The organism is Terrabacter sp. Soil811 (assembly GCF_001429655.1).
In the GTDB taxonomy this organism is placed as follows: domain Bacteria; phylum Actinomycetota; class Actinomycetes; order Actinomycetales; family Dermatophilaceae; genus Terrabacter.
In genome coordinates this window covers 1,196,541-1,218,295 of sequence record NZ_LMSX01000001.1, presented here as the reverse complement: position 1 = coordinate 1,218,295, position 21,755 = coordinate 1,196,541, and the positions used below count along the sequence as shown (strand labels likewise).

Sequence of the window (21,755 nt, the reverse complement as noted above, 5' to 3'; positions counted from 1 at the left end):
CGATTCGAGTGGCTTCCACCATCACTGTCCGGGATTTCGACGAGGCCGACTGGCCGCTCGTGTGGCCCGTCATCGAGCAGGTCGTCCGCGCGGGCGACACCTTCCCCTTCCCGACCGACCTCACCGAGACGGAGGCGCGCGGCATCTGGCTCGAGAACGGTCCCGGGGGACGTGTCACCGTCGCGGTCGACGGCGACCGCGTCCTCGGCACGGCGAAGATGGGGCGCAACCGTCCCGGCCCCGGGTCGCACGTCGCGACGGCGAGCTACATGGTGTCGGCCGAGGCCCGAGGTCTCGGCGCCGGGCGCGCGCTCGTCGTCGACTCCCTCGACTGGGCCCGCGAGTCCGGTTATGCCGCCATGCAGTTCAACGCCGTCGTCGCCACCAACACCGGCGCGGTGCGGCTCTACGAGAGCCTCGGCTTCACGGTCGTCGGCACCGTGCCGCGGGCCCACGAGCTCCCGACCGGGGAGCGCGTGGGCCTGCGGATCATGCACGTCGACCTCTGACGTCGCGTGCCCCTCAGCGCGTCAGCACCACCTTGAGGGCTCCGGTGTCCGCCGCGCGGGCGAACGTGTCGTAGGCGTCGAGGAAGTCGGCCATCGGGAAGCGGTGCGTCACGAACTGCGCCAGGTCGATGTGGTGGGTGGCCAGGAGCCGGAGCAGGGTCGGCGTCGAGTAGGTGTCGACGAGACCCGTCGTGATGGTGACGTTCTTGATCCAGAGGTCCTCCAGGTGCAGGGTGGCCGGGCCGCCGTGCACGCCCACGTTGGCGACGGTGCCACCGGGGCGCACCAGAGCCGCGCACTGCTCGAACGTCGATGCCACCCCCACCGCCTCGATGGCCACGTCGGCGCCGAGACCCTGCGTCAGGTCCCGGACGATCGCGACGGCGTCCTCGCGGGAGGGGTTCACCGTGATGTCGGCCCCGAACTGCTTGGCCGCCTCGAGTCGGGCATCGGCCAGGTCGATGGCCACGACGTGCGCCGGACTGAAGAGCTTGGCACCCATGATGGCGGAGAGCCCGACCGGGCCGGCGCCCACCACCGCTACGACGTCACCGGGACGGACCCGGCCGTTCAGCACACCGACCTCGTAGCCCGTGGGCCCGATGTCGGCGAGCATGAGTACTTCCTCGTCAGTCACTCCTTCGGGGACGGCATACGTCGACGTGTCCGCGAAGGGGACGCGGACGTACTCCGCCTGTGTGCCGTCGATCGTGTGGCCGAGGATCCAGCCCCCGCCGCCGATGCACTGGCCGTAGCTGCTCTCACGGCAGTAGCGGCACGCGCCGCAGGCGGTGATGCAGGAGACGAGCACGCGGTCGCCGGGCTTGACGTTCTTGACACCCGGGCCGACCTCCTCGACGGTGCCGACCGCCTCGTGGCCGAGGATCCGACCCTCGGTGACGGCCGCGACGTCACCCTTGAGGATGTGCAGGTCGGTGCCGCAGATGGTCACGCTGTCGACCCGGACGACGGCGTCGGTGTCGGCCTGGACCGTCGGCTTCGGGACCTCGTCCCAGGTCTTCCGGCCGGGGCCGTGGTAGACGATCGCGTGCATGGTGCTCATGTCTCCTCCTCGGGCCGCAGGTCAGCGGCGCGGGTCCAGTCCATCGCGGGGACCGGTGAGGAGGTAGGGCCATACGTCCCGCCCCGGGGCTGCTGGGACGGGACCAGGGTCCCGAGTCAGCTGGGCGTCAGGGCTCGACGAGGGCCTGGCGCAGCAGCTCGACGAGGGCGTCGAGCTGGAGCGTGTCGCCCGACGTGATGTCCTCGTCGCTGCCGTCGAGGGCGCGCGCGGCGAGCCCCTGCTTGGCATCGATGAGCTCGGCGATCTTCGAGTCGATGGTGCCGGAGGCGAGGATGCGCCAGGCCGTCACGGGCTCGTCCTGGCCGATGCGGTGCACCCGGTCGATCGCCTGCTGCTGCTCGGCCGCGGTCCACGACAGCTCGGCGAGCACGACGTTGGAGGCGGCGTGCAGGTTGAGCCCGACGCCGGCGGCGGTGAGTGAGCAGACCGCGACGGCGACCTCGGGGTCCTTCTGGAAGGCGTCGATCGCCTCCTGGCGCTGCTTCGAGGTCTGCTCGCCGCGCACCGACACGGTGTGCAGGCCGGCCGAGGCGAGGACGCGCTCGGCGGCGTCCATGACGTCGATGTGCTTGGCGAAGAAGACGACCTTGCCCACCGAGTGCGACAGCTGCACGGCGTAGTCGGCGGCGAGCGTCGACTTGGCCTGGCCGATGCGGCGCACGAGCGAGAAGACGTTGTCGGTGCCCTTCTCGGCCGACGCGGCACGCAGCTCCGCGGCGGCGACCCGACGCATGAGGGCGGTGTCGGGCTCGCCGTCCTCCTCGCGACCGTCGCCGGCAGCCAGGAGGGACTGGTAGCGCTGGGCCAGACGGCGACCCAGGGCGCGCTCGGCCTCGCGGATGGACCGACCGAGGTCGTCGTCGAGCTCGACGGTGATGTCGGCGATGCGCTTGTCGGGCAGGTCCTTGGCGACGTCGACCTTGCGGCGGCGCACGATGCCCATGTCGATGACCGCGCGACGGGCCTCCGGGTAGAAGGCGCGGTCGGCGGGCGTGTGCCCGGTGTCGTCGAGGCGCCGCGTGATCTCGGCGGTCGGCTTGCCGTCCTTGATCCAGCCCAGGAAGCGCCAGATCGCGTCGAAGTCCTTGACGTCGTTGATGAGCGGAGTGCCGGTGAGGGCCATGAGGAGCGGGTCGCCGCCGGGCGTCGTCGACCGCAGCCGGTCGCCGAGCGCCAGGACCTGCTGGGAGCGCTGCGACTGGAGGTTCTTGATGAAGTGGGCCTCGTCGACGACCATCGAGCGGAAGCCGAAGCTCGAGAGCCACCCGAAGTGCCGGTCGAGGATCTCGTAGTTGACGACGAAGACGTCGGCGAAGGCGTCGACGTCGTTGCCGTCGCCGTGGATGACGGTGACCCGGCGCTGCGGCGTCCACCGCTCGACCTCACGGGCCCAGTTGATCTTCACGACGTTCGGCACGACGGCGAGCATCGGGTAGGCGCCGGCGATCGAGGCGGCCATGACCGACTGGGCCGTCTTGCCGAGACCGGGCTCGTCGGCGAGCAGGAAGGTGCGGTGGCCCTCCTGGACGCTCTGGAGGAAGCGGGACTGGTGAACCATGAGCTGCGACCCGGGTGGGGAGAAGCGGTCGATCTGCGGCGTCGGCGGCAGGTCCATCGACGCTGCCTCTCCGCCGGCGCCCTGCTCGAAGGCGCGGTACAGCGGGCTGAGCAGGTCCCACCCGGCGAGCCGGTTGGGAAGGTAGTCGCTCTGGGCGCGACCGACGTCGGGCGTCAGGAACGGGTTGGCGAGCGCCCGCGACGGCACCGACTGCGGCATCACCTGGCGGGCCGCGATCTGCGGCGGGACGACCGGCCGCGGGGGCTCGGGCGCCTGGATGACGAGGTCCTCCTCGGCGAGCTCGGCGCCCGACTCGAGGAGCCAGTCGCGCCGCATCTGCTGGGCCGCGGGGCCGGGCTTGGCGTTCGCGTCGAGCAGCGTGAGCAGGCTCGTGTCACGGGCCGCGATCTGCGCGAGGATCGTCGCGATGCCGTCGAGGCGCTTGAGCAGGTCGGCTCGCGTGGCCGACGGGATCGACGCGTCCTCGCGGACCCGGGCGCGCTCGGACCGCATGAGTGTGGCCACGACGAGGAACTTGGTCCGGTTCGTCGGGCTGGCCTTGCCCTTGCTCGAGACGCGGGACTCGACCTCGCGGACCCGCCGTGCGAGCACGGGGATGAGCGGCGCAGGGTCGTCCTTGCGCTGGGTGGCCTTCCGCTGACCCTGGTTCTGGCCGTTCTGCCCCTGCTTGTGGCCCTGGCCGTCGGTCGGTCGGCGGCGGACGCGCGTTGCCATGTTCCTCCTGATGACGCGGAGGACGTCGAGCGGGCTGGGCCCCCGGACGACACCGTGCCTGACTGGGTCGGTGTCGGCGGCGGACTCGGCTCGAGTCCCGGTGGACGCGCATCGCGCGCCCTGTGCCCCGAGCGCCGGACCGGCGGTTGCGCCACGGACGGGCGCTTGGGACACCTCGACTCTACAGCCCGCTGGGCGCTGATCGGGTCGTATGCCGCGTGCAGGCCGTGAAGTGGCCGCGCGCTCAGCCGATGTTGACCCCGACGACCGCGCCGATGGCATACGTCACGCCCATGGCGAGCAGGCCGCCGGCGACGTTGCGCAGGACCGCCCGGGTGGCCGGGCTGCGTCCGAGGCGGGCGCTGACCGCGCCGGTGAGGGCGAGGGCCGCGGCGACACTGACGACGGTGACGTGGATCCGGATCGAGGCCGGGCTGAAGGTGATGGTGAGCATCGGCAGGATCGCGCCGACGACGAAGGCGAGCATCGAGGCGCCGGCGGCGTGCCACGGGTTGGTCAGGTCGGTCGGGTCGATGCCGAGCTCGGCCTCGGCATGCGCGGTCAGCGCGTCGTGGGCCGTGAGCTCGCGCGCGACCTCGGCGGCCAGCTCGCGTCGCATCCCCTTGGCCTCGTAGAGCTGGGTCAGCTCCTCGAGCTCGCCCTCCGGGTCCTCGTGCAGCTCCTTGCGCTCGAGCGTCAGGAGCGCCCGCTCCGAGTCACGCTGGGTGCTGACCGAGACGTACTCGCCGGCAGCCATCGACATGGCACCCGCGGACAGGGCGGCGATGCCCGCGAGGATGATCGCGGCCTTGTCGGCGGTCGCACCCGCGACGCCGACGACGACGCCGGCGGTCGACACGATGCCGTCGTTGGCGCCGAGGACGCCGGCCCGGAGCCAGTTGAGGCGCGCGCCGACGTTGGCGTCGTGCGGCTCTTCCCGGTCGTGGCCGTTGTCGAGGGGCGTGGGCTCGTCGGACGCTCGCACGTCGGACATGGGTGGTGCTCCGATCGACGGTGGGGCGGTGCCCGTCGATCGTGGCACCCGCCGGGGACGCTGTCACCGAAGGCGAGGCTCACCTGCGCCTCGCCCGGCCTCCCGTGCCGAAAAGAGCGCGCCATCCGGGCGCCGCGGCCCCACATGCGCGAGGATCGGGACATGTCGGGCATTGCGGGCGGTCGCGAGTCGGCGGGGGACGACCTCTTCCGCTGGATGGTCGCCGCCTCGCCCGACGGGTTGTGGGTCTTCGACGGGGAGGGGCGCACCCTCTTCGCGAACGCCCGGATGGCCGAGCTGCTCGGTCGTGACCCCGACGACATGGTCGGTTTCTCGGTCTTCGACGCCGTCGACGACATCGGCAAGGAGCAGTTCCGCCACCACCTCGGGGAGCTCGCGGCCCGGGGCGAACCCGGCGACAACATCGAGTGCAGCCTCCTCGACGCCCACGGCAACCGCTTCTGGGCGCTCGTGTCGCACACGCCGCTCGTCGACGACTCGGGCGCGCGGCGGGGCTGGATGCACCGGGTCAGCGAGCACAGCGCGCAGCGCAAGCTGCTCGACCAGCTCGCCGAGGCGCAGTCGATCGCCAAGATCGGCAGCTGGGAGTGGGACGTCACGGCCGACCGCGTGTCGTGGTCCGACGAGCTCTACCGCATCTACGGGCTGGACCGCACCGACCTCACCCCCACCTACGAGGGCTTCCTCGCCCGCATCCACGCCGACGACCGGGCCCACGTGTCCGAGGTCGTCGGCGCGGCGCTCGTCGCCACGGACTCGTTCGAGTTCGACGCCCGCGTGGTCCGCACGTCCGGTGACATCGCCTGGATCCGCGGTCGAGGGCTCGTCACGCGCGATCCCGAGGGTCGTGCGATCCGGATGGGCGGCACGACCCAGGACATCACGGAGAAGAAGGACGCCGAGCAGGCACTCGGCCTCGTCACGGCGATGGCGACCGCCGCCAACGAGGCCGCGACGCTGGACGAGGCATTGCCCGCCGTGCTCGTCGAGGTGGCCCGCCACACGACGTGGCGCCCCGTGCTCGCAACCGTCGTCGACGCCGAGGGAGCCCTCGGCGAGCCGGTCCGGGCCCCTGAGGGCACCGAGTCGAGCCGGCTGCCGGTCGAGGTCGGCCTGGACTTCGCCGCCCGTGCCGCCCAGAGCCGCGCCGTCGTGGCCGAACCGTCGCCGGAGGGCTCGACGATCGTCGCCGTGCCGATCGTCCACGAGGGCCGGGTGGCGGGCGTCGTCGTGCTCGACATGCGCAGCGCGGCGCCGCCGGTCGAGTCCGACGCCGTGACGATCACGCAGATCACCGCGCTCTTCGCCCGGGTCGCCGACCGCGAGTGGACCGCCGAGCACCTCGCCGCGGCCCGCGACGCCGCCATGGAGGCCTCCCGGGCCAAGTCGGAGTTCCTCGCGACGATGAGCCACGAGATCCGCACCCCGCTCAACGGCGTCATCGGCCTGAGCGAGCTGCTCGGACGCACCGAGCTGACCCCGCACCAGCGACGGCTCTCCGACGGCATCGACCAGGCGGGCCACGTGCTGCTCGAGCTCGTCAACGACATCCTCGACCTGTCCAAGATCGAGGCCGGCCGGCTCGAGCTCGAGTCGGTCGACTTCGACCCGGCCGCGGTGCTCGAACGCGGCGTCGCGCTGCTCGCCGAGCGGGCCCGGGCCAAGTCGCTCGACCTCTCGGTGACCCACGGTCCGGACGTGCCGTTCATGGTCTCGGGCGACCCTGTGCGCTTCGGGCAGGTCGTCGCCAACCTCACGACCAACGCCGTGAAGTTCACCGACTCGGGAAGCGTCGTCATCCACCTCACGCTCGACCACGTGACCGACACCGGACCCGTGCTGCGGGTCGAGGTCACCGACACCGGGGCGGGCATCGCACCCGAGGTGCGGTCCCGGCTCTTCGAGTCCTTCTCCCAGGGCGACTCGTCGACGACCCGCGAGTACGGCGGCACCGGGCTCGGCCTGGCCATCAGCCGGGAGATCGTCACGGCGTTCGGCGGTGAGATCGGCGTCGAGAGCGAGCCGGGGGAGGGCAGCACCTTCTGGTTCACCGCGGCGTTCGAGCCTGCCTCGGCTCGCAGCCTCGGCCGCTCCGAGTCGCAGGCCGCGGCCGTGTCGGGGCTCCGGGCGCTCGTCGTCGGCTCCAACGTGCCGCACCGCGTCCGCGTCGAGGAGCAGCTCTCCGCGTGGTCGATGTCGGTGACGTCGGCCGGCTCCGGCGTCGACGGTCTCGTCCAGCTCGACCGGGCCGACCGCGGTGGCACCCCGCTCGACGTCGTCGTGCTCGACGACCCCGGCTCGGGCGCAGGCGGCCTGCAGGTCGCGCGGATGATCCGTTCCGACGAACGCTTCGCGGGCGTACGCGTCGTGCTCGTGTGCGCGCACGTCCCGCCTCCTGACGTGGCGACGCTCAAGGAGGCCGGCGTCGACGCGACGCTGACGGCGCCCGTCATGCCGTCCTCGCTCTTCGACGCCATGGCCGACGTCGCCGGTCGCCACCTCGTGCCCGAGCCCCCGACGGCCAGGTCCGTCGTCGCGCCGCCGGGTCCCGACGGGCACCTCGGCACGGTCCTCGTCGTCGAGGACAACGAGGTCAACCAGCTGGTGGCGCAGGGTGTCCTCGAGAGCCTGGGCTACGCCGTCGTGCTCGCCGGCAACGGTGTCGAGGGGGTCGCGGCCCATGCCGCCCGGGGTGACGACGTCGTCGCGGTGCTCATGGACTGCCAGATGCCCCAGATGGACGGCTACGAGGCGACCCGGGCGATCCGGGCCCAGGAGGAGCCGGGTCATCGCCTCCCGGTCATCGCGATGACCGCCTCGGCCATCGCCGGCGAGCGGGAGCGGTGCCTGCAGGCGGGCATGGACGACTTCCTGACCAAGCCCATCGACGTCGCGCTGCTCGCCTCGACCCTGCAGCGCTGGACCGGCTCGGGACCCGCGCCGCGCCCGCGTTCCGGGGCGGCTGATGCGCCGGCGGCCGGCGCCGAGGTGCTCGACCTGAGCCGCCTCGACGAGCTGCGCGACCTCGACCCCGGAGACCCCTCGATGCTGCTGCGCTTCATCGACCGCTTCGGTTCGGGTGCGCGTCAGCGGTTGTCCGACCTCGTCGACGCGCGCGCCGAGGGCGACGCCCAGATGCAGGGCCGGATCGCGCACGGGCTCAAGGGGACCGCCTCCAACCTCGGGGCCTCGGCCCTCGCCGACCTGTGCCACCAGGTCGAGGACCTCGGGGCCGCGGGACGCCTGGCCGACGAAGCCCTCGTCGCCCGGGTCGAGGACGAGGTCGACCGGGCGGCGAGGGCGCTCGAGGAGTACGCGGCAGCGCTGCGTGGCTGATCAGGTCGTCGTGGTGCTTCCCGACGAGCTCGAGTCGTCCTGGCCCGGGTCCTGGCTCGGGTCCTGGCTCGGGTCCTGGCTCGGGTCCTGGCTGGGGTCCTGGCCGGAGAACGGGTCGATGCCCTGACCGAGCTGCTGGAGCAGGTCCTGCGGGTCGAGCTGGCCCAGCTGGTTCGGGTCGATGCCGCTCAGTCCGCCACCCGGCACGCCGTTCTGCAGGTTGGGCAGCTGCTGCGGGGTCGTGCCCTGCAGGTTGGGGTTCTGGTTCTTCTGACCCTGTTGACCCTGCTGACCCTGTTGGCCTTGCAGGCCCTGCTGGCCCCCGGGGAACTGGAAGCCGCGGCCGCCGCCCGGGCCGCGGAAGCCCGTGTCCCCGCCCGTCGACCCGGCCGGCATGGCGGCTGCGGCACCGATGGCGCCCGCAGACGTCAGCACGAGCGCGAGCCCGGCGGTCACCGCGGTCTTCTTCGCGTTCCAGCGAGGACCGTCACCGGTCCCCGCGACGCCGGCCGGGTTCTCGCGGACCGCCTTCTCGCGGACCGCCCTCTCGCGGACGGGCAGGCCGGTGGGTGAGAGCGGCACGTCGGGACCGGCGAGGGGGGTCGCGGCCCCCGGCGACACGGCATACGCGTACGGCGTGGCCGGCGGGGTCACCGGCATCTCGGTCGTCGTCGCCGACGGGAGCTGCTGGGTGTCGTCGGTGTGGTGGGCGGCCGGCGCGTTCGGGTCGAACTGCGGCAGCGCGGGCGTCGGCTGCGACGCCGGGACCTGTGGCGTGGACTCGTTGCTCATGGGGCCAACGGTCGGGCGGCTGCCTGTGCGGGTGCTGTGGCGCAGCCATCGAGCCGCTGGGACTTCGGGACAGTCACTCCACAGGATTCGCACAGGAAGGTACTGGTCACGGCACAGGCCCAGGGGTTTCACTGGATGACATGAGCGAGAAGACCAAGCCTGCAGCGGCCCGACTCCAGCGACTCGACGGATCCCCGGTGCGGGTGCTCGTCGTCGACGACGAGGCCAACCTCACCGAGCTGCTCGGCATGGCCCTGCGCTACGAGGGCTGGGAGGTGCGCGCCGCCGGCACCGGCATGGAGGCCGTGCGCGCGGCCCGCGAGTTCGACCCCGACGCCGTCGTGCTCGACATGATGCTCCCCGACTTCGACGGCCTCGAGGTGCTGCGACGCATGCGTGCCGACAACAGCAACGTGCCCGTCCTCTTCCTCACCGCCAAGGACGCCGTCGAGGACCGCGTCTCGGGCCTCACCGCCGGCGGGGACGACTACGTCACGAAGCCGTTCTCGCTCGAGGAGGTCGTCGCACGCGTCCGTGCCCTCATGCGCCGCACGACCATCGCCGTGTCGGCGTCCGACTCGGTGCTGGTCGTCGGTGACCTCACCCTCGACGAGGACAGCCACGAGGTGATGCGCGGCAGCGAGGAGATCCACCTGACCGCAACGGAGTTCGAGCTGCTGCGCTACCTCATGCGCAACCCCAAGCGGGTCCTCTCGAAGGCGCAGATCCTCGACCGCGTGTGGAACTACGACTTCGGCGGCCAGGCCAACGTCGTCGAGCTCTACATCTCCTACCTGCGCAAGAAGATCGACGCGGGTCGCGAGCCGATGATCCACACCATGCGAGGAGCCGGGTATGTCCTCAAGCCGGCCGCCTGAGGCAGGCACCGAGCTGCCGGACCGCGCGGACCTGCCCGACGACGACGGTGCGGGCGCGCCCGACATCTTCCCCGAGGGCGTCGGCTTCCGTGACGAGACCGACGACCCGATGACGTATGCCGTCTCGGCACCCTCCGCGGCCACGCCGCGTCCCGAGGACGGCGTGGACGGCGTGAACGGCGTGGACGGCGTGGACGGCGACGCCGACGCCCGGGTGCCGCTGGGCCGGCGGCTCGCTGACGCGCGTGGCCAGGCGCGGCCGTGGTCGGCCTGGACGCTGCGAGCCAAGCTCGTCGCCTCGATGCTCGCACTCTTCACCGTCCTCAGTCTCGCGACCGGAGCCTTCACCGTCGTCGCCCTCGACCGCCAGCTGACCGGACAGGTCGACGACCAGCTCCACGAGTCGTTCTCGCGCATCCTGAGCGGGGGTCCCCTCCCTGACTTCAGCGTGAGCGGGGACGATGAGCGGCGCTTCGGGGGGCCGGGCGACGAAGGGCTCAACGCCTTCCTCCCCACGAAACCGACGGGTCTGTTCCCGACGGACATCGGGAAGGCAACGTCCCTGGACAAGCAGCCGACCAACCTCACCGCGGCCCAGCTGCAGGTCCTTGCCGGGGCGGGACTCGGTCCCAACGCCACGGACATCGACCTCGGTGGAAACCTCGGGACGTACCGCGTCATCGCGACCTACCAGACTCTCCGGCCGAGGGGGAGCCTTCCAACGTCACCTGATGCGTCGCCGGGTGTCCTCGTGGTCGGACTGCCGATGGCGCAGCAGCAGCGCACCGTCCAGCAGATGGTGGTCCTCGCGATCAGCACGGTCGCGGCGGGCCTCATCCTCGTGGCCCTGATCGGGACGTGGCTGGTGCGACGCAACCTCGAACCGCTCCGTCGGCTCGCCGCGACGGCGACGAAGGTCTCGCAGACCCCGCTCGACTCCGGCCAGGTCGCGCTCGCCGAGCGGGTCGACCCCGCCGACACCGACACCCGAACCGAGGTGGGCCAGGTGGGCGCCGCCTTCAACGAGATGCTCGACCACGTCGACGAGGCGCTCAATGCGCGCCACCAGAGCGAGCAGCGGGTGCGGCAGTTCGTCGCCGACGCCTCGCACGAGCTGCGCACGCCGCTGGCCTCGATCAAGGGCTACGCCGAGCTGTCGCGCCGCGAGCCCGACCCCGTCCCGCCGACGGTGACCCACGCGATGGGCCGCATCGAGTCGGAGGCCGACCGGATGAGCTCGCTCGTCGAGGACCTGCTCCTGCTCGCGCGCCTCGACGCCGGCCGCCCCCTCGAGGAGACCACGGTCGACATGTCGATGCTCGTCATCAACGCCGTGAGCGACGCGCACGCAGCATCGCCGGGCCACCGCTGGGACCTCGACCTGCCGCCCGAGCCCGTCGAGGTGACGGGTGACGGTGCCCGCCTGCACCAGGTCGTGGCCAACCTGCTCGCCAACGCGCGTACGCACACCCCGGACGGCACCCGCGTCACGACGTCGGTGCGCCCCGAGGGTGAGTGGGTGCGGGTCGCCGTCCACGACGACGGCCCGGGTGTGCCGGATGCCTTGCAGCCCAACGTGTTCGAGCGCTTCGCCCGTGGCGATGACGCCCGCGTGCGAGCCGGTGGCAGCACCGGTCTGGGTCTCTCGATCGTGGCCGCCGTCAGCAAGGCGCACGGCGGTCACGTCGAGCTCGACAGCCGCCCCGGCGACACGACCTTCAGCCTGCTCCTCCCCGCCGCCCCCTGACCGCGCCCCGGGGGACCCTCCCGGCCGACCAGCGCCGTGGCGCACTTCCCGCCGTCATCCCGACCTCGACGCCGCCGGACGTGCGCCATGGCGCGCTTCCGGCGTGAGCCCGGAGTGCGACCCGGACCTCATGCCGGCACCAAAGTCGGGTCATAGGAACGGCACAGCCGCCCGCCCGAACGTTGAGCCATGGACACGATGACCCTCACCACCACGGGCGCGACCGGCACAGCGGGCAGCACCGCGCCGGCGCCCGTCGGGCCGGCGGACGCCCGCCCCCAGACCACGCATCCCGCCAGCCGTGCGGGTCGTCCCGGCCGACTCCAGCGTCTGTGGCGCGGAGCCGACGCCGACCCGTCGTGGGCGCGCCCCGCGCTCCTCGGCCTCCTGCTCGTCACGCTCGTGCTCTACACGTGGAATCTCACGGCGAGCGGCTACGCGAACTCCTTCTACTCCGCGGCCGTCCAGGCCGGCAGCGACAGCTGGAAGGCCTTCTTCTTCGGCAGCTCCGACGCCGCGAGCTCGATCACCGTCGACAAGCCGCCGGCCTCCCTCTGGGTGATGGCCCTCTCGGTGCGGCTCCTCGGCCTCAGCTCCTTCGCGATCCTGCTGCCGCAGGCGCTCATGGGCGTCGCGACCGTCGGCGTCGTCTACACGACGGTCAAGCGCCACTTCGGTGCGGCGGCCGGACTCATCGCCGGTGTCGTCCTCGCGCTGACACCCGTCGCGGCCCTGATGTTCACCTTCAACAACCCCGACGCGCTCCTGACGCTCCTCATGGCGCTCGGCGCCTGGGCCACGATCAAGGCGATCGAGCAGGCCTCGCCGAAGTGGATGATGATCGTCGGCGTCTTCATCGGCCTCGGCTTCCTGACCAAGACCCTCCAGGTCCTGCTCGTCGTGCCCTTCTTCGGGCTCGCCTACCTCATCGCCGCCCCGACGACGCTGCGCAAGCGGATCGTCCACTCGCTGCTCGCCGTCGGCACGATGGTGCTCTCGGCCGGCTGGTGGGTCGCGATCGTCGAGCTCGTCCCGGCCTCGGCCCGTCCCTACATCGGTGGCAGCCAGACCAACTCGTTCCTCGAGCTGACCTTCGGCTACAACGGCCTCGGTCGCCTCAGCGGTGACGAGACCGGCTCGGTCGGCGGCGGCGGCGCGACCGCGGGTGGCGGCATGTGGGGCTCGACCGGTCTCTTCCGGATGTTCTCCTCGAGTGTCGGCGACCAGATCTCGTGGCTCATCCCGAGCGCGCTGATCCTCCTCGCGGCCGGCCTGTGGCTGCGGGGCCGTCGCCCGCGCACCGACCTGCGCCGCGCCGCCTACCTCGTCTGGGGAGGCTGGCTCGTCGTCACGATGCTCGTCTTCTCCTTCATGGCCGGCATCTTCCACGAGTACTACACCGTGGCCCTGGCCCCCGCGATCGGTGCCGTCGTCGGCATGGGTGCGGTCGAGGCCTGGCAGCGCCGCTCGAGCGCGGTCGGCACCATCGCCCTCGCCGCCGCGACCGCGGCCGCCGCGACGTGGAGCTTCATCCTCCTGTCGCGGACGACGGCCTACGGCGACTGGCTGCGCATCTCGGTCCTCGCGGTCGGCATGGCTGCCGCCCTGCTCATCCTCGCGACCCGCTGGATGCACGCCCGCGCCGTCCCGTTCGTCCTCGCCGCCGCGCTCGTCGCCGGCCTGGCCGGCTCGGGGGCGTATGCCGTCTCGACCACCGCCCAGGGCCACAGCGGCTCCATCGTGACGGCCGGTCCCGCCGGGTCGAGCCGGGGCCCCGGTGGCGGCGGCATGGGTGGCACGCCGCCGCAGCTGCCGGGCCAGACCGGCACGACCCAGCAGGGCGCCAACGGCACGACGCAGGGCGGTCCGCAGACGGGAGGAACCGGTGGCGGCATGGGCGGTCTGCTCGACGCCTCGACGCCGAGCACCGCAGTCGTCGCGGCCCTCTCGGCCGATGCCGGAAGCTACACGTGGGTCGCCGCAGCAGTCGGATCCCAGACGGCGGCCGGTCTCCAGCTCGGCACGCAGCTGCCCGTCATGGCGATCGGCGGCTTCAACGGCTCCGACCCCAGCCCCACGCTCGCGCAGTTCCAGCAGTACGTCGCGAACGGCCAGATCCACTACTTCGCCGGTGGCGGAAGGGGATTCGGCAACCAGAACGGTGGCAGCAGCGCCTCGTCGGAGATCAGCTCGTGGGTGCAGGCGAACTTCACCTCGGTGACGATCGACGGCTCGACGTTCTACGACCTGACCCAGCCCCTCCAGTGACGACGGCGACGACGGTGACGAGGGTGACGAGGGTGACGAGGGTGACGAGCATGTCGGACTCCACCTCGGTGTCCCGAGCCCGCCTCTCGCAGCAGGTCATCCGCTTCGCCGGCGTCGGAGTCATCTCCACCGCCCTGCACCTCGGCCTCTTCGCGGCCCTGGTGCGGGGCGGTGCCCCGTCCCAGCTGGCCAACGGCATCGCCCTCGTCATCGCCACCGTCGTCAACACCGGGCTCAACCGGGCCTGGACCTTCGGGGTGTCGGGACGCCGCAACCTCGTGACGCACCACGGCCAGGCGCTCGTCATCTTCGCCATCACGTATGCCGCCACGACCGTCGCGCTCGCCGTGCTCGGCACGGTGGCCCCCTCCGCGGGGACGCTCGTCCAGACCCTCGTCGTCGCCGTGGCCAACGTGCTGTCGACAGCGGCGAGGTTCCTGGCGATGCGCCGGTGGATCTTCCGCACGCCGGGCGAGCCGACGGACCGTCACGACCCGGCATACGCGAGCGGTGGCGTGCTCGAGAGCCCGCAGGGCGAGCGCTGACGGCGCTCCGTCGGAGCGGATGGGCTCCTAGTCGTGGTCCTCGGGGTCGGCGCACGACTCCCACCACGGGTCCTGGTGCGCGGCGACGACCTCGTCGATGTCGTTGTCGCTCAGCTGGATCCGCGTCCCGACGCGAGGGGAGACCATCCGCACCCCACGCTCGGCGGCAGCCCGTCGCGCCCAGCGGATCGGCTCGCTCCACCAGTGGGTCGCGAGGTTGAAGGTGGCCCAGTGGATGGGCAGCAGGACCGCGTCGGTCTCGCCCTTGTTGACGTCGAGGTGCGCGTCGATCGCCTCTGCGGGGTTGAGGTGGATGTCGGGCCAGTGCACGCTGTAGGCGCCGATCGGGATGATCGTGAGGTCGAACGGACCGAGGTCGGCACCGATGTCGGCGTAGCGGTGGGTCGGCCCCGAGTCGCCCCCGAAGAAGACCGCGTGGCGTGGCCCGCGCAGCGACCAGGCCGCCCAGAGCGTCTGGTTGCGCACGAAGCCGCGGCCCGAGAAGTGCCGGGCCTCGGAGCACGTGATGCGGATGCCCGCGATCTCGGTCTCCTCGCGCCAGTCGAGGCTCGTGATGCGCCCGATGGGCACGCCCCACGCCAGCAGGTGCGCGTCGACCCCGAGCGGCACGACGTAGTGCGGGCGGTGGGTGCGTTCGAGCTGCCGGATCGACGGCTCGTCGAGGTGGTCGTAGTGGTCGTGGCTGATGACGACCGCGTCGAGGTGCGGGATCTCGGCGATGCGGCCCGGGACCGGGTGCAGACGCTTGGGCCCCGCGACGAGCGACGGCGAGGCCCGCTTGCCGAAGACGGGGTCGAGCAGGAAGCGTCGCCCGTCGAGCTCGACGACGCTCGTCGCGTGGCCGTACCACGTGACCGCCAGGTCGGCGGGCTCGTGCGGGTGCCGGGGCGTCACGAGCGGGACGGTGCCCCGGGGTCGGCCGCGGCCGAACTCGCGGACCATCGTCGTCAGGATGCTGCCCGGGCCCTCGGCCTCGGACGTCGCGACGACGTGCGTGGGCTCGTGGGAGCGGAACTCGCCCTCACGGTAGTTCGGCGACGCGCTCGCGCGCTGACGCTGGGTCGCGGTCGACGCGCCCATCCGTCGGAGGATCGGGAGCTGCACGGGCTTCTCCTGCCTGTCGTGCCTCACGGCTCGGGCGGCCACGCGAGTGCGGGCTGCCGTCATTCTCGTCCAGCGTCGGGCGGGCCGCCCGAGTTCCCGACCCTCAGTCGCGGTCCTCGGGCGCCGCGCAGTCCTCCCACCACGGCTCGGCGTGGGCGGCCGCGACGCTGACGGCGTCAGCGGTCGTGAGGTCGACGCGCTCGCCGACGCGGGGGAAGGCGACGGGGACCCGCGCCTCGACCGCGGCCCGGCGGATGCGGCGTACGGGCTCGGCCCACCAGTGCATCGAGAGGTTGAAGGTGGCCCAGTGGATCGGGATGAGGAGCGACTCGCGTGCGGCGGTCTGCACGGTGCGGGTCGTCTCGGTGGGATCGCCCTCCTCGTGGGTGCCGCCCGGCGTGTCGATGCGCTGGTCGCCCTCGATGAAGTCGTCGGCCACGCCTGCGGCGTCCTCGGTGAGGGCGTGGGCCTCGTCGCCGATGCGGTTGACGTCGCGGTGCGCGGCGAGGGCCTGCTCCGGGTCCATGTGGATGTCGGGCCAGAACGAGTCGTAGGCCCCGACCGGCATCAGGGTGACGTCGAACGGGCCGAGGTCCGCGCCGATCGCCGCGAAGCGCTTCGACGTGCCCGAGTCCCCGGCGAAGTAGGCCGTGTGGCGCGGGCCGTGCAGGGCCCAGCCCGCCCACAGCGTCTGGCTGTCGACGAGCCCGCGGCCGGAGTTGTGCCGCGCCTCGGTGCACGTGAGCCGGATGCCGGCGACCTCGGTCTGGCCGCGCCAGTCGAGCGCGGTGATGCGCGACTCGGGCACGCCCCAGGCGAGCAGGTGGGCGTTGACGCCGAGGGGCACGACGTAGTGCGGCCGGTGCGTCTCCTCGAGCCGGACGATCGACGGCTGGTCGAGGTGGTCGTAGTGGTCGTGGCTGATGAGGACGGCGTCGATGCTCGGGAGGTCGGCGATCGACCCGGGGACCGGGTGCATCCGTTTCGGCCCGGAGTGCCGGATCGGCGAGACGCGCTCGCTGAAGACGGGGTCGATGAGGAAGCGGGCACCGTCGATCTCGAGGACGCTCGTGGCGTGGCCGTACCACGTGACGGCGAGATCGCCCGGCTGGCGGGGCGGCTTCGCGGTGACGACCGGCACGGTGCTCGCCGGCTGGCCGCGGCCGCTGACCCGGATCGCCGCGAGCAGGGCGCTGGTCTGGGCCTTGACCCGCGGACGCAGGGACGGCTCCTCGCCCTCGAAGCGGCGGTTCGTGAAGTTCGGGGAGTCCTGGACGAACGGCAGGATCGCCGCGGGCGACGCGCCCATCCGGTTCATGACCCGCACGAACTGGCGCGCCCGGGTGCGCGAGGAGACCTTCTCGATGGCGGACGAGACGGTGCGGACGGACGGGCGGTCGGAGGTTCCGAGGCTGCGCATCGGGCACCTTTCAACGAGGGGCGAGGAGTGGGGTGAACGTACCCCGCGACACGTCGGCGTCATCATGGTGTTGACGTGACACCACAGTGGTGTCATAGTGATGCACATGGACATCACCGAGTACGTCGACGCACTGCGTCGGGATCTCGCCCAGGCGGCCAGGGCGATGGGTCCGGAGACCGAGCAGGCCGCCGAGCGGATCGGCTTCGCGCTCGACTCGTCAGCACGCCTGGCTCTCATGGACGCCCTCTCGCACGCTGCGGCCGAGATCACCAACGAGCTCGACGGCACGTCCGTCGAGGTCCGCCTGCAGGGCCGCGAGCCCGTCTTCGTCGTCGTCGGGGGCGGCCCGTCGGCCCTCGCCGACGACACCCAGGCGATCGACACCGCTGACACCACCGTGGTGTCACCCGAGGACGAGGGCGCCGAGACGTCGCGGATCACGCTCCGACTGCCCGAGGCCCTCAAGGTCCGGGCCGAGGAGCTCGCGACGAGCCGCGGCCAGTCGCTCAACACGTGGATCGTCAACGCGGTCCGCGCCGCCACCGGGAGCGGCGTGCCGCCGATGCCCGGCTTCCCGCCGATGCCGCCCGGCCCGCAGTTCGGGCCCGGCGCGCCCGGCCGCAACCGTTCCTCCAACAAGCGCGTGCAGGGCTGGGTCCGATGACCGGCACCGAGACGCCTCACGGCCAGCGCACCGACAGCACGACCGCCACCCTCACGACCGCAGAGCAAAGGGGATTTCCCATGGGCACCACCCTCGAGACCCGCTTCGACACGACGGGTCCCATCACCCTCAAGGCCGAGCTCCTCGTCGGCGACCTGACGCTGACCGTCGGCACCGGTCCGACGACGACCGTCCGCCTGCACCCGCACGGCAAGCACGGCGCCGAGATCGCCGAGAAGTTCACGGTCGAGGCCCACGGCAACGACGTGTCCGTCCTGGCGCCGAAGCTGCGCGACAGCTTCTTCTCGCTCGGCACCAAGGGCTCGGTCGACGTCGAGGTCGAGCTGCCCGCGTCGAGCACGGTCGATGCCAAGACGGGGGCCGGCGACATCACGGCGGCCGGGCTGCTCGGCGAGGTCCGTGCGGCCACCGGGGCCGGTGACCTCACCTTCCACGAGGTCGGCTCGGCTCGCCTCAAGTCCGGCTCTGGCGACATCACGCTCCAGTCGGCGAGCGGCGACCTCGACGCCAAGACCGGCTCGGGCGACATCACCGTCGGCACGGGCGGGGGTCGCCTCGACCTGACGTCGGGCAGCGGCGACATCTCCCTCCGCCGTTCCGACGCGGCGGTCAAGGCCAAGACGGGCTCGGGCGACCTCCACATCGGCGCCTCGACCGGCGACCTCGAGCTGACGACCGGCACGGGCGACGTCAGCCTCGACGGTGTGCACGGCGGCGAGGTCCGGGCCAGGACCGGCACGGGCGACGTCACCATCGCCGTCGCCCACGGGGTCGCGGCCTACCTCGACCTCAACACCGTCACCGGCGACGTCGACATCGACCTCGAGGAGACCTCGGGACCGGGGGACTCCGAGGCCCAGGCGCGCCTCGTCGTGCACTCGGGCAGCGGCGACATCCGGGTCAAGCGGGCGCAGGTGAGCCTCGCATGAGCACCGGGACCCTGAGCCTGTCGCCCCAGGAGGCGATCGCCCGCGACCGCATCGTCGAGCGCGTCGCCGCCCGTCACCACGCCCCCAAGGTGGGTCGCACCCGCCGGCACGTCCGGGCCGCGCTCCTGCTGCGCAGCCTCGCCGAGCGGCTCGACCCCTCCGCCGAGCGTCCCGGGCGCGCCGACCTGCACGTCGTGCCCGCGCCGCACGCCGGCAGCCCGCGTCCCTGGACCGCAGCACCCCGCCGGGCCCCGCACCGGCACAGCTGAAGCCCATCCCTCCCCACGGAGCCCGTCGACCCCCGTCGGCGGGCTCCGTGCATCTCCGCCCACCGGGCGCGTGGCACCATCGGAGGATGTACGTGCCCACGGCGAACGCCATGGCCGGACCCGACGTCACGGCCTTCCTCGCGACCCATCCGGCCGCCCGCCTCGTGACCGTCGGGCCCGACGGTCGTCCGGACTCCACCCTGCTGCCCGTCATCGTCGACGGCGACCGCGTCGTCGGCCACCTCGCCCGGGCGAACGAGCACTGGGCGCGCATCGCGCCGGGGTCGCCGGGACTCGTCGTCGTGGGCGGTGCCGACGCCTACGTCTCCCCGGGGTGGTACGCCAGCAAGGCCGAGCACGGACGCGTCGTGCCGACGTGGAACTACACCGAGGTCCAGCTGCGTGGCGCCGTCACCGTCCACGACGACCCCGACTGGGTGCTCGACGTCGTCACCCGGCTCACCGAGCGGCACGAGTCCGGGCGCGAGCTGCCGTGGTCCGTCACCGATGCCCCGTCGAAGTACGTCCGCGGGCGGTTGCGGGCCATCGTCGGCATCGAGGTCGTCGTCGAGTCGGTCGAGGGCAAGGCCAAGCTGAGCCAGAACCGGTCGGACGCCGACCGCGAGGGAGCGATCGCGGGGATGCGTGCCGAGGGCTCCGGTGCCGCGCTCGTGGTGGCCGACGAGATGGAACGCACCCTCCGGGGCTGAACGCCGCTGCGGCACAAGGCCGCCCAGCCCATGCCGAACGCATCACCTGGGCACAGACGCCCCACAGGCGCCGGCGCGAACGTGGGGACATGGACACGACACCCCGCCCCGGAAATGCTCCCTCGACCTTCCGTGCCACGCTCCGTCGCGGCCTCGGCGCAGCCGGCGCTGCCGTCGCCGTCGCCTTCGTCGGCACCACGGCCCTGGGGGCCGGGGAGGCACACGCCGCAGGGGTCTCCGGCGGTCTGACGCCCGTCCGCACGGCGTCCGCGCCGACGCCGCACCCGCACCGCAACCACGCGGCTCACCCGGCCAACCTGCCGGCGGCGACGACGACGGCCTACCGCTACTCGTTCCGCGACGGCCAGCTCATCCGCCTCTGACCACTCGTCCCCGTCCCGGTCGTCAGTGCGACGGGTCGAGCCAGGCGTGCACGAGCGGCACGACCGAGGCGCCCTCGCCGCTCGCCGACGCCACGCGCTTCATCGAGCCCGCGCGGATGTCCCCGGCCGCGAAGACGCCCGGCACCGTCGTCTCGAGGCTCTCGGGCGGCAGCCCGTCGCGCCAGCGGTCCTGGGGCACGTCGCGGCCGGTCAGGACGAAGCCCCGTTCGTCCCGGACCACCTCGTCGGGCAGCCAGTCGCAGTGCGGCGCCGCGCCGATGAGCAGGAAGAGGCCGCGGCACTCGCGCCGCTCCTGCGTGCCGTCGGCGGTGTTGCGCACGGTGACCCATCCGAGCCGGCCGTCCTCGCCGGGCCCACCCTCGAGGACCTCGGAGCAGGCGAGGACGGAGATCCGAGGGTTGTAGGCGATCTCGCCGACGAGGTAGCTCGACATCGTCTCGGCGAGCGATGCGCGCCGCACGAGGATCGTCACCGTGCGGGCGAAGCGGGCCAGGTGGATCGCCGCCTGCCCCGCCGAGTTGCCGCCACCGACGACGACGACGTCGGCCCCCTCCATCTCGCGGGCCGCCGTCATGGCGCTGCCGTAGTGCACGCCGAGCCCGACGAGGCGCTCGATGCCCGGCGCGTCGAGACGGCGGTACTTCACCCCGGCCGACACGACGACCGCGCGGGCGAGCAGGTCGCCGCCCTCGGTGCGGAGGCGGTGCGGCGCGAGGACGCCCTCGGCGTCCACCTCGCCGGGCACGAGTGACGTCACCGGCCAGCCGGAGAAGAACTGCGTGCCGAAGCGGATCGCCTGGTTGCGCGCCCGCTGGGCGAGCCGCATACCGCTGATGCCCCTCGGGAAGCCGAGGTAGTTGCGGATCATCGACGACGTGCCCGCCTGTCCGCCGACGGCCTCGGCCTCGAGCACGACGGTGCTCAGTCCCTCGGACGAGGCGTAGACGGCGGCCGCGAGACCCGCCGGGCCGGCTCCGACGATGGCGACGTCGACGACGCGGTCGACATCGACGTCGGCCGGGCGACCGTAGATGGCGGACGCGACGTCGCGCACGCTCCTGGCACTGCCGACGCGCTGGTTGAGGTCCATGAAGAGCGGGAACTCCGCCTCGCCGCCCTCGGCAGCGACGAGCGCGAGGACGTGCCGGCCCTTCTCGCTCTCGGGCGCGTAGACGCGGTTGGGCAGGCCCATCCGGTCGAGGTAGTCGCGGATGCTCAGGGTCAGGGCGTCCTCGACGGGCGAGACGAGGGCAACCGCCACGACCTCGGGCTCGGCCACCGTCGAGCCCCAGTCGGACAGCAGCTCGCAGATGGCGGTGTGGAACTCCTCGTCGCGGGCACCCCGCGGCGCGAGCAGGTAGGCGTCGTACTTGCCCTTGGCCATGCCACCGCGGAGGCGCTCGGCGTCCTCCCTGAAGGTCGACACGTGCGCGGCGATGACCCGGCGGGCGGTCGGCACCGTCTGGCGCCACCAGTGGAAGGCCTCGTGCACGTCGGCGTCGGGCAGGCGGGACTCGGTGACGATCATCGCCACCTGGCCGCCTTCGGCGACGACGCGCTTCGCGGCCAGCTTGGCCTCGTGGGCGGAGGTCGCCGTGGGCAGCTCGTAGTCGCGGGCGTAGCGCCCGAACTCGTCGAGCAGCTCGTCGCAGCGGGTCTCGGACACGAGGATGATCGCCGGCTTCACCCTGCCGATCCTAGGAGCCCCGGCCCCCCGGGAACATGCCGTGGAGTATGCCGTCG

18 protein-coding genes are annotated in these 21,755 nt (G+C 72.6%); 11 read left to right on the top strand and 7 right to left on the bottom strand.

All coding sequences use genetic code 11. From position 1 onward, the window contains the following. Positions 1 to 8: 8 nt before the first annotated feature. Positions 9 to 509, top strand: a complete 501-nt coding sequence (locus tag ASH01_RS05680) for a GNAT family N-acetyltransferase (RefSeq protein ID WP_200958954.1) — start codon at positions 9 to 11, stop codon at positions 507 to 509. Positions 510 to 522: 13 nt separating this feature from the next. Here the strand turns inward: ASH01_RS05680 and ASH01_RS05675 are convergent, their stop codons facing one another. The 3 genes from ASH01_RS05675 to ASH01_RS05665 all read right to left on the bottom strand — a co-directional run bounded on the left by ASH01_RS05675 (position 523) and on the right by ASH01_RS05665 (position 4,880). Then, positions 523 to 1,572: a zinc-dependent alcohol dehydrogenase family protein gene (locus ASH01_RS05675; protein WP_442297613.1), complete on the bottom strand. Its 1,050-nt coding sequence runs from the start codon at positions 1,570 to 1,572 to the stop codon at positions 523 to 525. A gap of 127 nt (positions 1,573 to 1,699) precedes the next feature. Further along, a complete protein-coding gene (locus tag ASH01_RS05670; RefSeq protein WP_056772356.1) occupies positions 1,700 to 3,886 on the bottom strand; it encodes a DEAD/DEAH box helicase in 2,187 nt (728 codons plus the stop codon). A gap of 244 nt (positions 3,887 to 4,130) precedes the next feature. Then, on the bottom strand, positions 4,131 to 4,880 hold the full coding sequence (locus ASH01_RS05665) for a VIT1/CCC1 transporter family protein (protein WP_056772354.1): 750 nt from the start codon (positions 4,878 to 4,880) through the stop codon (positions 4,131 to 4,133). 162 nt (positions 4,881 to 5,042) lie between these two features. On the opposite strand from ASH01_RS05665, the gene ASH01_RS05660 reads away from it, so the two are divergent. Further along, a complete protein-coding gene (locus tag ASH01_RS05660; RefSeq protein WP_056772352.1) occupies positions 5,043 to 8,237 on the top strand; it encodes a response regulator in 3,195 nt (1,064 codons plus the stop codon). Here the strand turns inward: ASH01_RS05660 and ASH01_RS05655 are convergent, their stop codons facing one another. Beyond that, complete coding sequence (locus ASH01_RS05655) at positions 8,238 to 9,029, bottom strand: hypothetical protein (RefSeq protein WP_056772349.1); 792 nt, start codon at positions 9,027 to 9,029, stop codon at positions 8,238 to 8,240. A 140-nt stretch (positions 9,030 to 9,169) separates the two neighbouring features. On the opposite strand from ASH01_RS05655, the gene ASH01_RS05650 reads away from it, so the two are divergent. The 4 genes from ASH01_RS05650 (at position 9,170) to ASH01_RS05635 (ending at position 14,467) form a co-directional block, all read left to right on the top strand. Next, positions 9,170 to 9,907, top strand: a complete 738-nt coding sequence (locus ASH01_RS05650; protein ID WP_020142123.1) for a response regulator transcription factor — start codon at positions 9,170 to 9,172, stop codon at positions 9,905 to 9,907. Continuing rightward, complete coding sequence (locus ASH01_RS05645; protein ID WP_056772347.1) at positions 9,885 to 11,654, top strand: sensor histidine kinase; 1,770 nt, start codon at positions 9,885 to 9,887, stop codon at positions 11,652 to 11,654. Before ASH01_RS05650 ends, ASH01_RS05645 begins: the two co-directional genes overlap by 23 nt. A gap of 189 nt (positions 11,655 to 11,843) precedes the next feature. Continuing rightward, a complete protein-coding gene (locus ASH01_RS05640; protein ID WP_056772343.1) occupies positions 11,844 to 13,922 on the top strand; it encodes an ArnT family glycosyltransferase in 2,079 nt (692 codons plus the stop codon). A 50-nt stretch (positions 13,923 to 13,972) separates the two neighbouring features. Then, positions 13,973 to 14,467, top strand: coding sequence for a GtrA family protein (locus ASH01_RS05635; protein WP_156415440.1), 495 nt, complete (start codon positions 13,973 to 13,975; stop codon positions 14,465 to 14,467). Between the two features lie 27 nt (positions 14,468 to 14,494). On the opposite strand, the gene ASH01_RS05630 is transcribed toward ASH01_RS05635, so the two are convergent. Together ASH01_RS05630 and ASH01_RS05625 are read right to left on the bottom strand one after the other, a co-directional pair. Continuing rightward, positions 14,495 to 15,592 carry an MBL fold metallo-hydrolase gene (locus ASH01_RS05630; RefSeq protein ID WP_235509532.1) on the bottom strand — a complete coding sequence of 366 codons (1,098 nt, stop codon included), beginning with the start codon at positions 15,590 to 15,592 and terminating at the stop codon, positions 14,495 to 14,497. A gap of 103 nt (positions 15,593 to 15,695) precedes the next feature. Beyond that, entirely contained in the window at positions 15,696 to 17,012 is a 1,317-nt protein-coding gene (locus ASH01_RS05625; protein WP_056772336.1) for an MBL fold metallo-hydrolase, read from the bottom strand. Between the two features lie 106 nt (positions 17,013 to 17,118). On the opposite strand from ASH01_RS05625, the gene ASH01_RS05620 reads away from it, so the two are divergent. From ASH01_RS05620 to ASH01_RS05600, 5 genes are all read left to right on the top strand, one after another. Beyond that, positions 17,119 to 17,679: a toxin-antitoxin system HicB family antitoxin gene (locus tag ASH01_RS05620; protein ID WP_056772334.1), complete on the top strand. Its 561-nt coding sequence runs from the start codon at positions 17,119 to 17,121 to the stop codon at positions 17,677 to 17,679. A gap of 80 nt (positions 17,680 to 17,759) precedes the next feature. Beyond that, the gene (locus ASH01_RS05615; RefSeq protein WP_056772331.1) at positions 17,760 to 18,629 is read left to right on the top strand and encodes a DUF4097 family beta strand repeat-containing protein; all 870 of its coding nucleotides are present in this window, start codon (positions 17,760 to 17,762) and stop codon (positions 18,627 to 18,629) included. Further along, positions 18,626 to 18,898 carry a hypothetical protein gene (locus ASH01_RS05610; protein WP_056772329.1) on the top strand — a complete coding sequence of 91 codons (273 nt, stop codon included), beginning with the start codon at positions 18,626 to 18,628 and terminating at the stop codon, positions 18,896 to 18,898. Before ASH01_RS05615 ends, ASH01_RS05610 begins: the two co-directional genes overlap by 4 nt. Before the next feature lie 86 nt (positions 18,899 to 18,984). Continuing rightward, positions 18,985 to 19,608 (top strand): FMN-binding negative transcriptional regulator, encoded by a 624-nt coding sequence (locus ASH01_RS05605; RefSeq protein WP_056772326.1) that lies wholly within the window; start codon positions 18,985 to 18,987, stop codon positions 19,606 to 19,608. An 89-nt stretch (positions 19,609 to 19,697) separates the two neighbouring features. Beyond that, the gene (locus ASH01_RS05600; protein ID WP_056772324.1) at positions 19,698 to 19,991 is read left to right on the top strand and encodes a hypothetical protein; all 294 of its coding nucleotides are present in this window, start codon (positions 19,698 to 19,700) and stop codon (positions 19,989 to 19,991) included. Positions 19,992 to 20,013: 22 nt separating this feature from the next. On the opposite strand, the gene ASH01_RS05595 is transcribed toward ASH01_RS05600, so the two are convergent. Beyond that, a complete protein-coding gene (locus ASH01_RS05595; protein ID WP_082619410.1) occupies positions 20,014 to 21,699 on the bottom strand; it encodes an FAD-dependent oxidoreductase in 1,686 nt (561 codons plus the stop codon). Positions 21,700 to 21,755 lie beyond the last annotated feature (56 nt).

What these genes read in the sequence shown, in the direction of transcription:
- ASH01_RS05615 (WP_056772331.1), top strand. Translation starts at nt 17,760, where the DNA reads ATGGGCACCACCCTCGAGACCCGCTTCGACACGACGGGTCCCATCACC.
- ASH01_RS05655 (WP_056772349.1), bottom strand. Translation starts at nt 9,029, where the DNA reads ATGAGCAACGAGTCCACGCCACAGGTCCCGGCGTCGCAGCCGACGCCC.
- ASH01_RS05640 (WP_056772343.1), top strand. Translation starts at nt 11,844, where the DNA reads ATGGACACGATGACCCTCACCACCACGGGCGCGACCGGCACAGCGGGC.
- ASH01_RS05675 (WP_442297613.1), bottom strand. Translation starts at nt 1,572, where the DNA reads ATGAGCACCATGCACGCGATCGTCTACCACGGCCCCGGCCGGAAGACC.
- ASH01_RS05620 (WP_056772334.1), top strand. Translation starts at nt 17,119, where the DNA reads ATGGACATCACCGAGTACGTCGACGCACTGCGTCGGGATCTCGCCCAG.
- ASH01_RS05625 (WP_056772336.1), bottom strand. Translation starts at nt 17,012, where the DNA reads ATGCGCAGCCTCGGAACCTCCGACCGCCCGTCCGTCCGCACCGTCTCG.
- ASH01_RS05650 (WP_020142123.1), top strand. Translation starts at nt 9,170, where the DNA reads ATGAGCGAGAAGACCAAGCCTGCAGCGGCCCGACTCCAGCGACTCGAC.
- ASH01_RS05660 (WP_056772352.1), top strand. Translation starts at nt 5,043, where the DNA reads ATGTCGGGCATTGCGGGCGGTCGCGAGTCGGCGGGGGACGACCTCTTC.
- ASH01_RS05605 (WP_056772326.1), top strand. Translation starts at nt 18,985, where the DNA reads ATGTACGTGCCCACGGCGAACGCCATGGCCGGACCCGACGTCACGGCC.
- ASH01_RS05600 (WP_056772324.1), top strand. Translation starts at nt 19,698, where the DNA reads ATGGACACGACACCCCGCCCCGGAAATGCTCCCTCGACCTTCCGTGCC.
- ASH01_RS05665 (WP_056772354.1), bottom strand. Translation starts at nt 4,880, where the DNA reads ATGTCCGACGTGCGAGCGTCCGACGAGCCCACGCCCCTCGACAACGGC.
- ASH01_RS05610 (WP_056772329.1), top strand. Translation starts at nt 18,626, where the DNA reads ATGAGCACCGGGACCCTGAGCCTGTCGCCCCAGGAGGCGATCGCCCGC.
- ASH01_RS05645 (WP_056772347.1), top strand. Translation starts at nt 9,885, where the DNA reads ATGTCCTCAAGCCGGCCGCCTGAGGCAGGCACCGAGCTGCCGGACCGC.
- ASH01_RS05635 (WP_156415440.1), top strand. Translation starts at nt 13,973, where the DNA reads ATGTCGGACTCCACCTCGGTGTCCCGAGCCCGCCTCTCGCAGCAGGTC.
- ASH01_RS05670 (WP_056772356.1), bottom strand. Translation starts at nt 3,886, where the DNA reads ATGGCAACGCGCGTCCGCCGCCGACCGACCGACGGCCAGGGCCACAAG.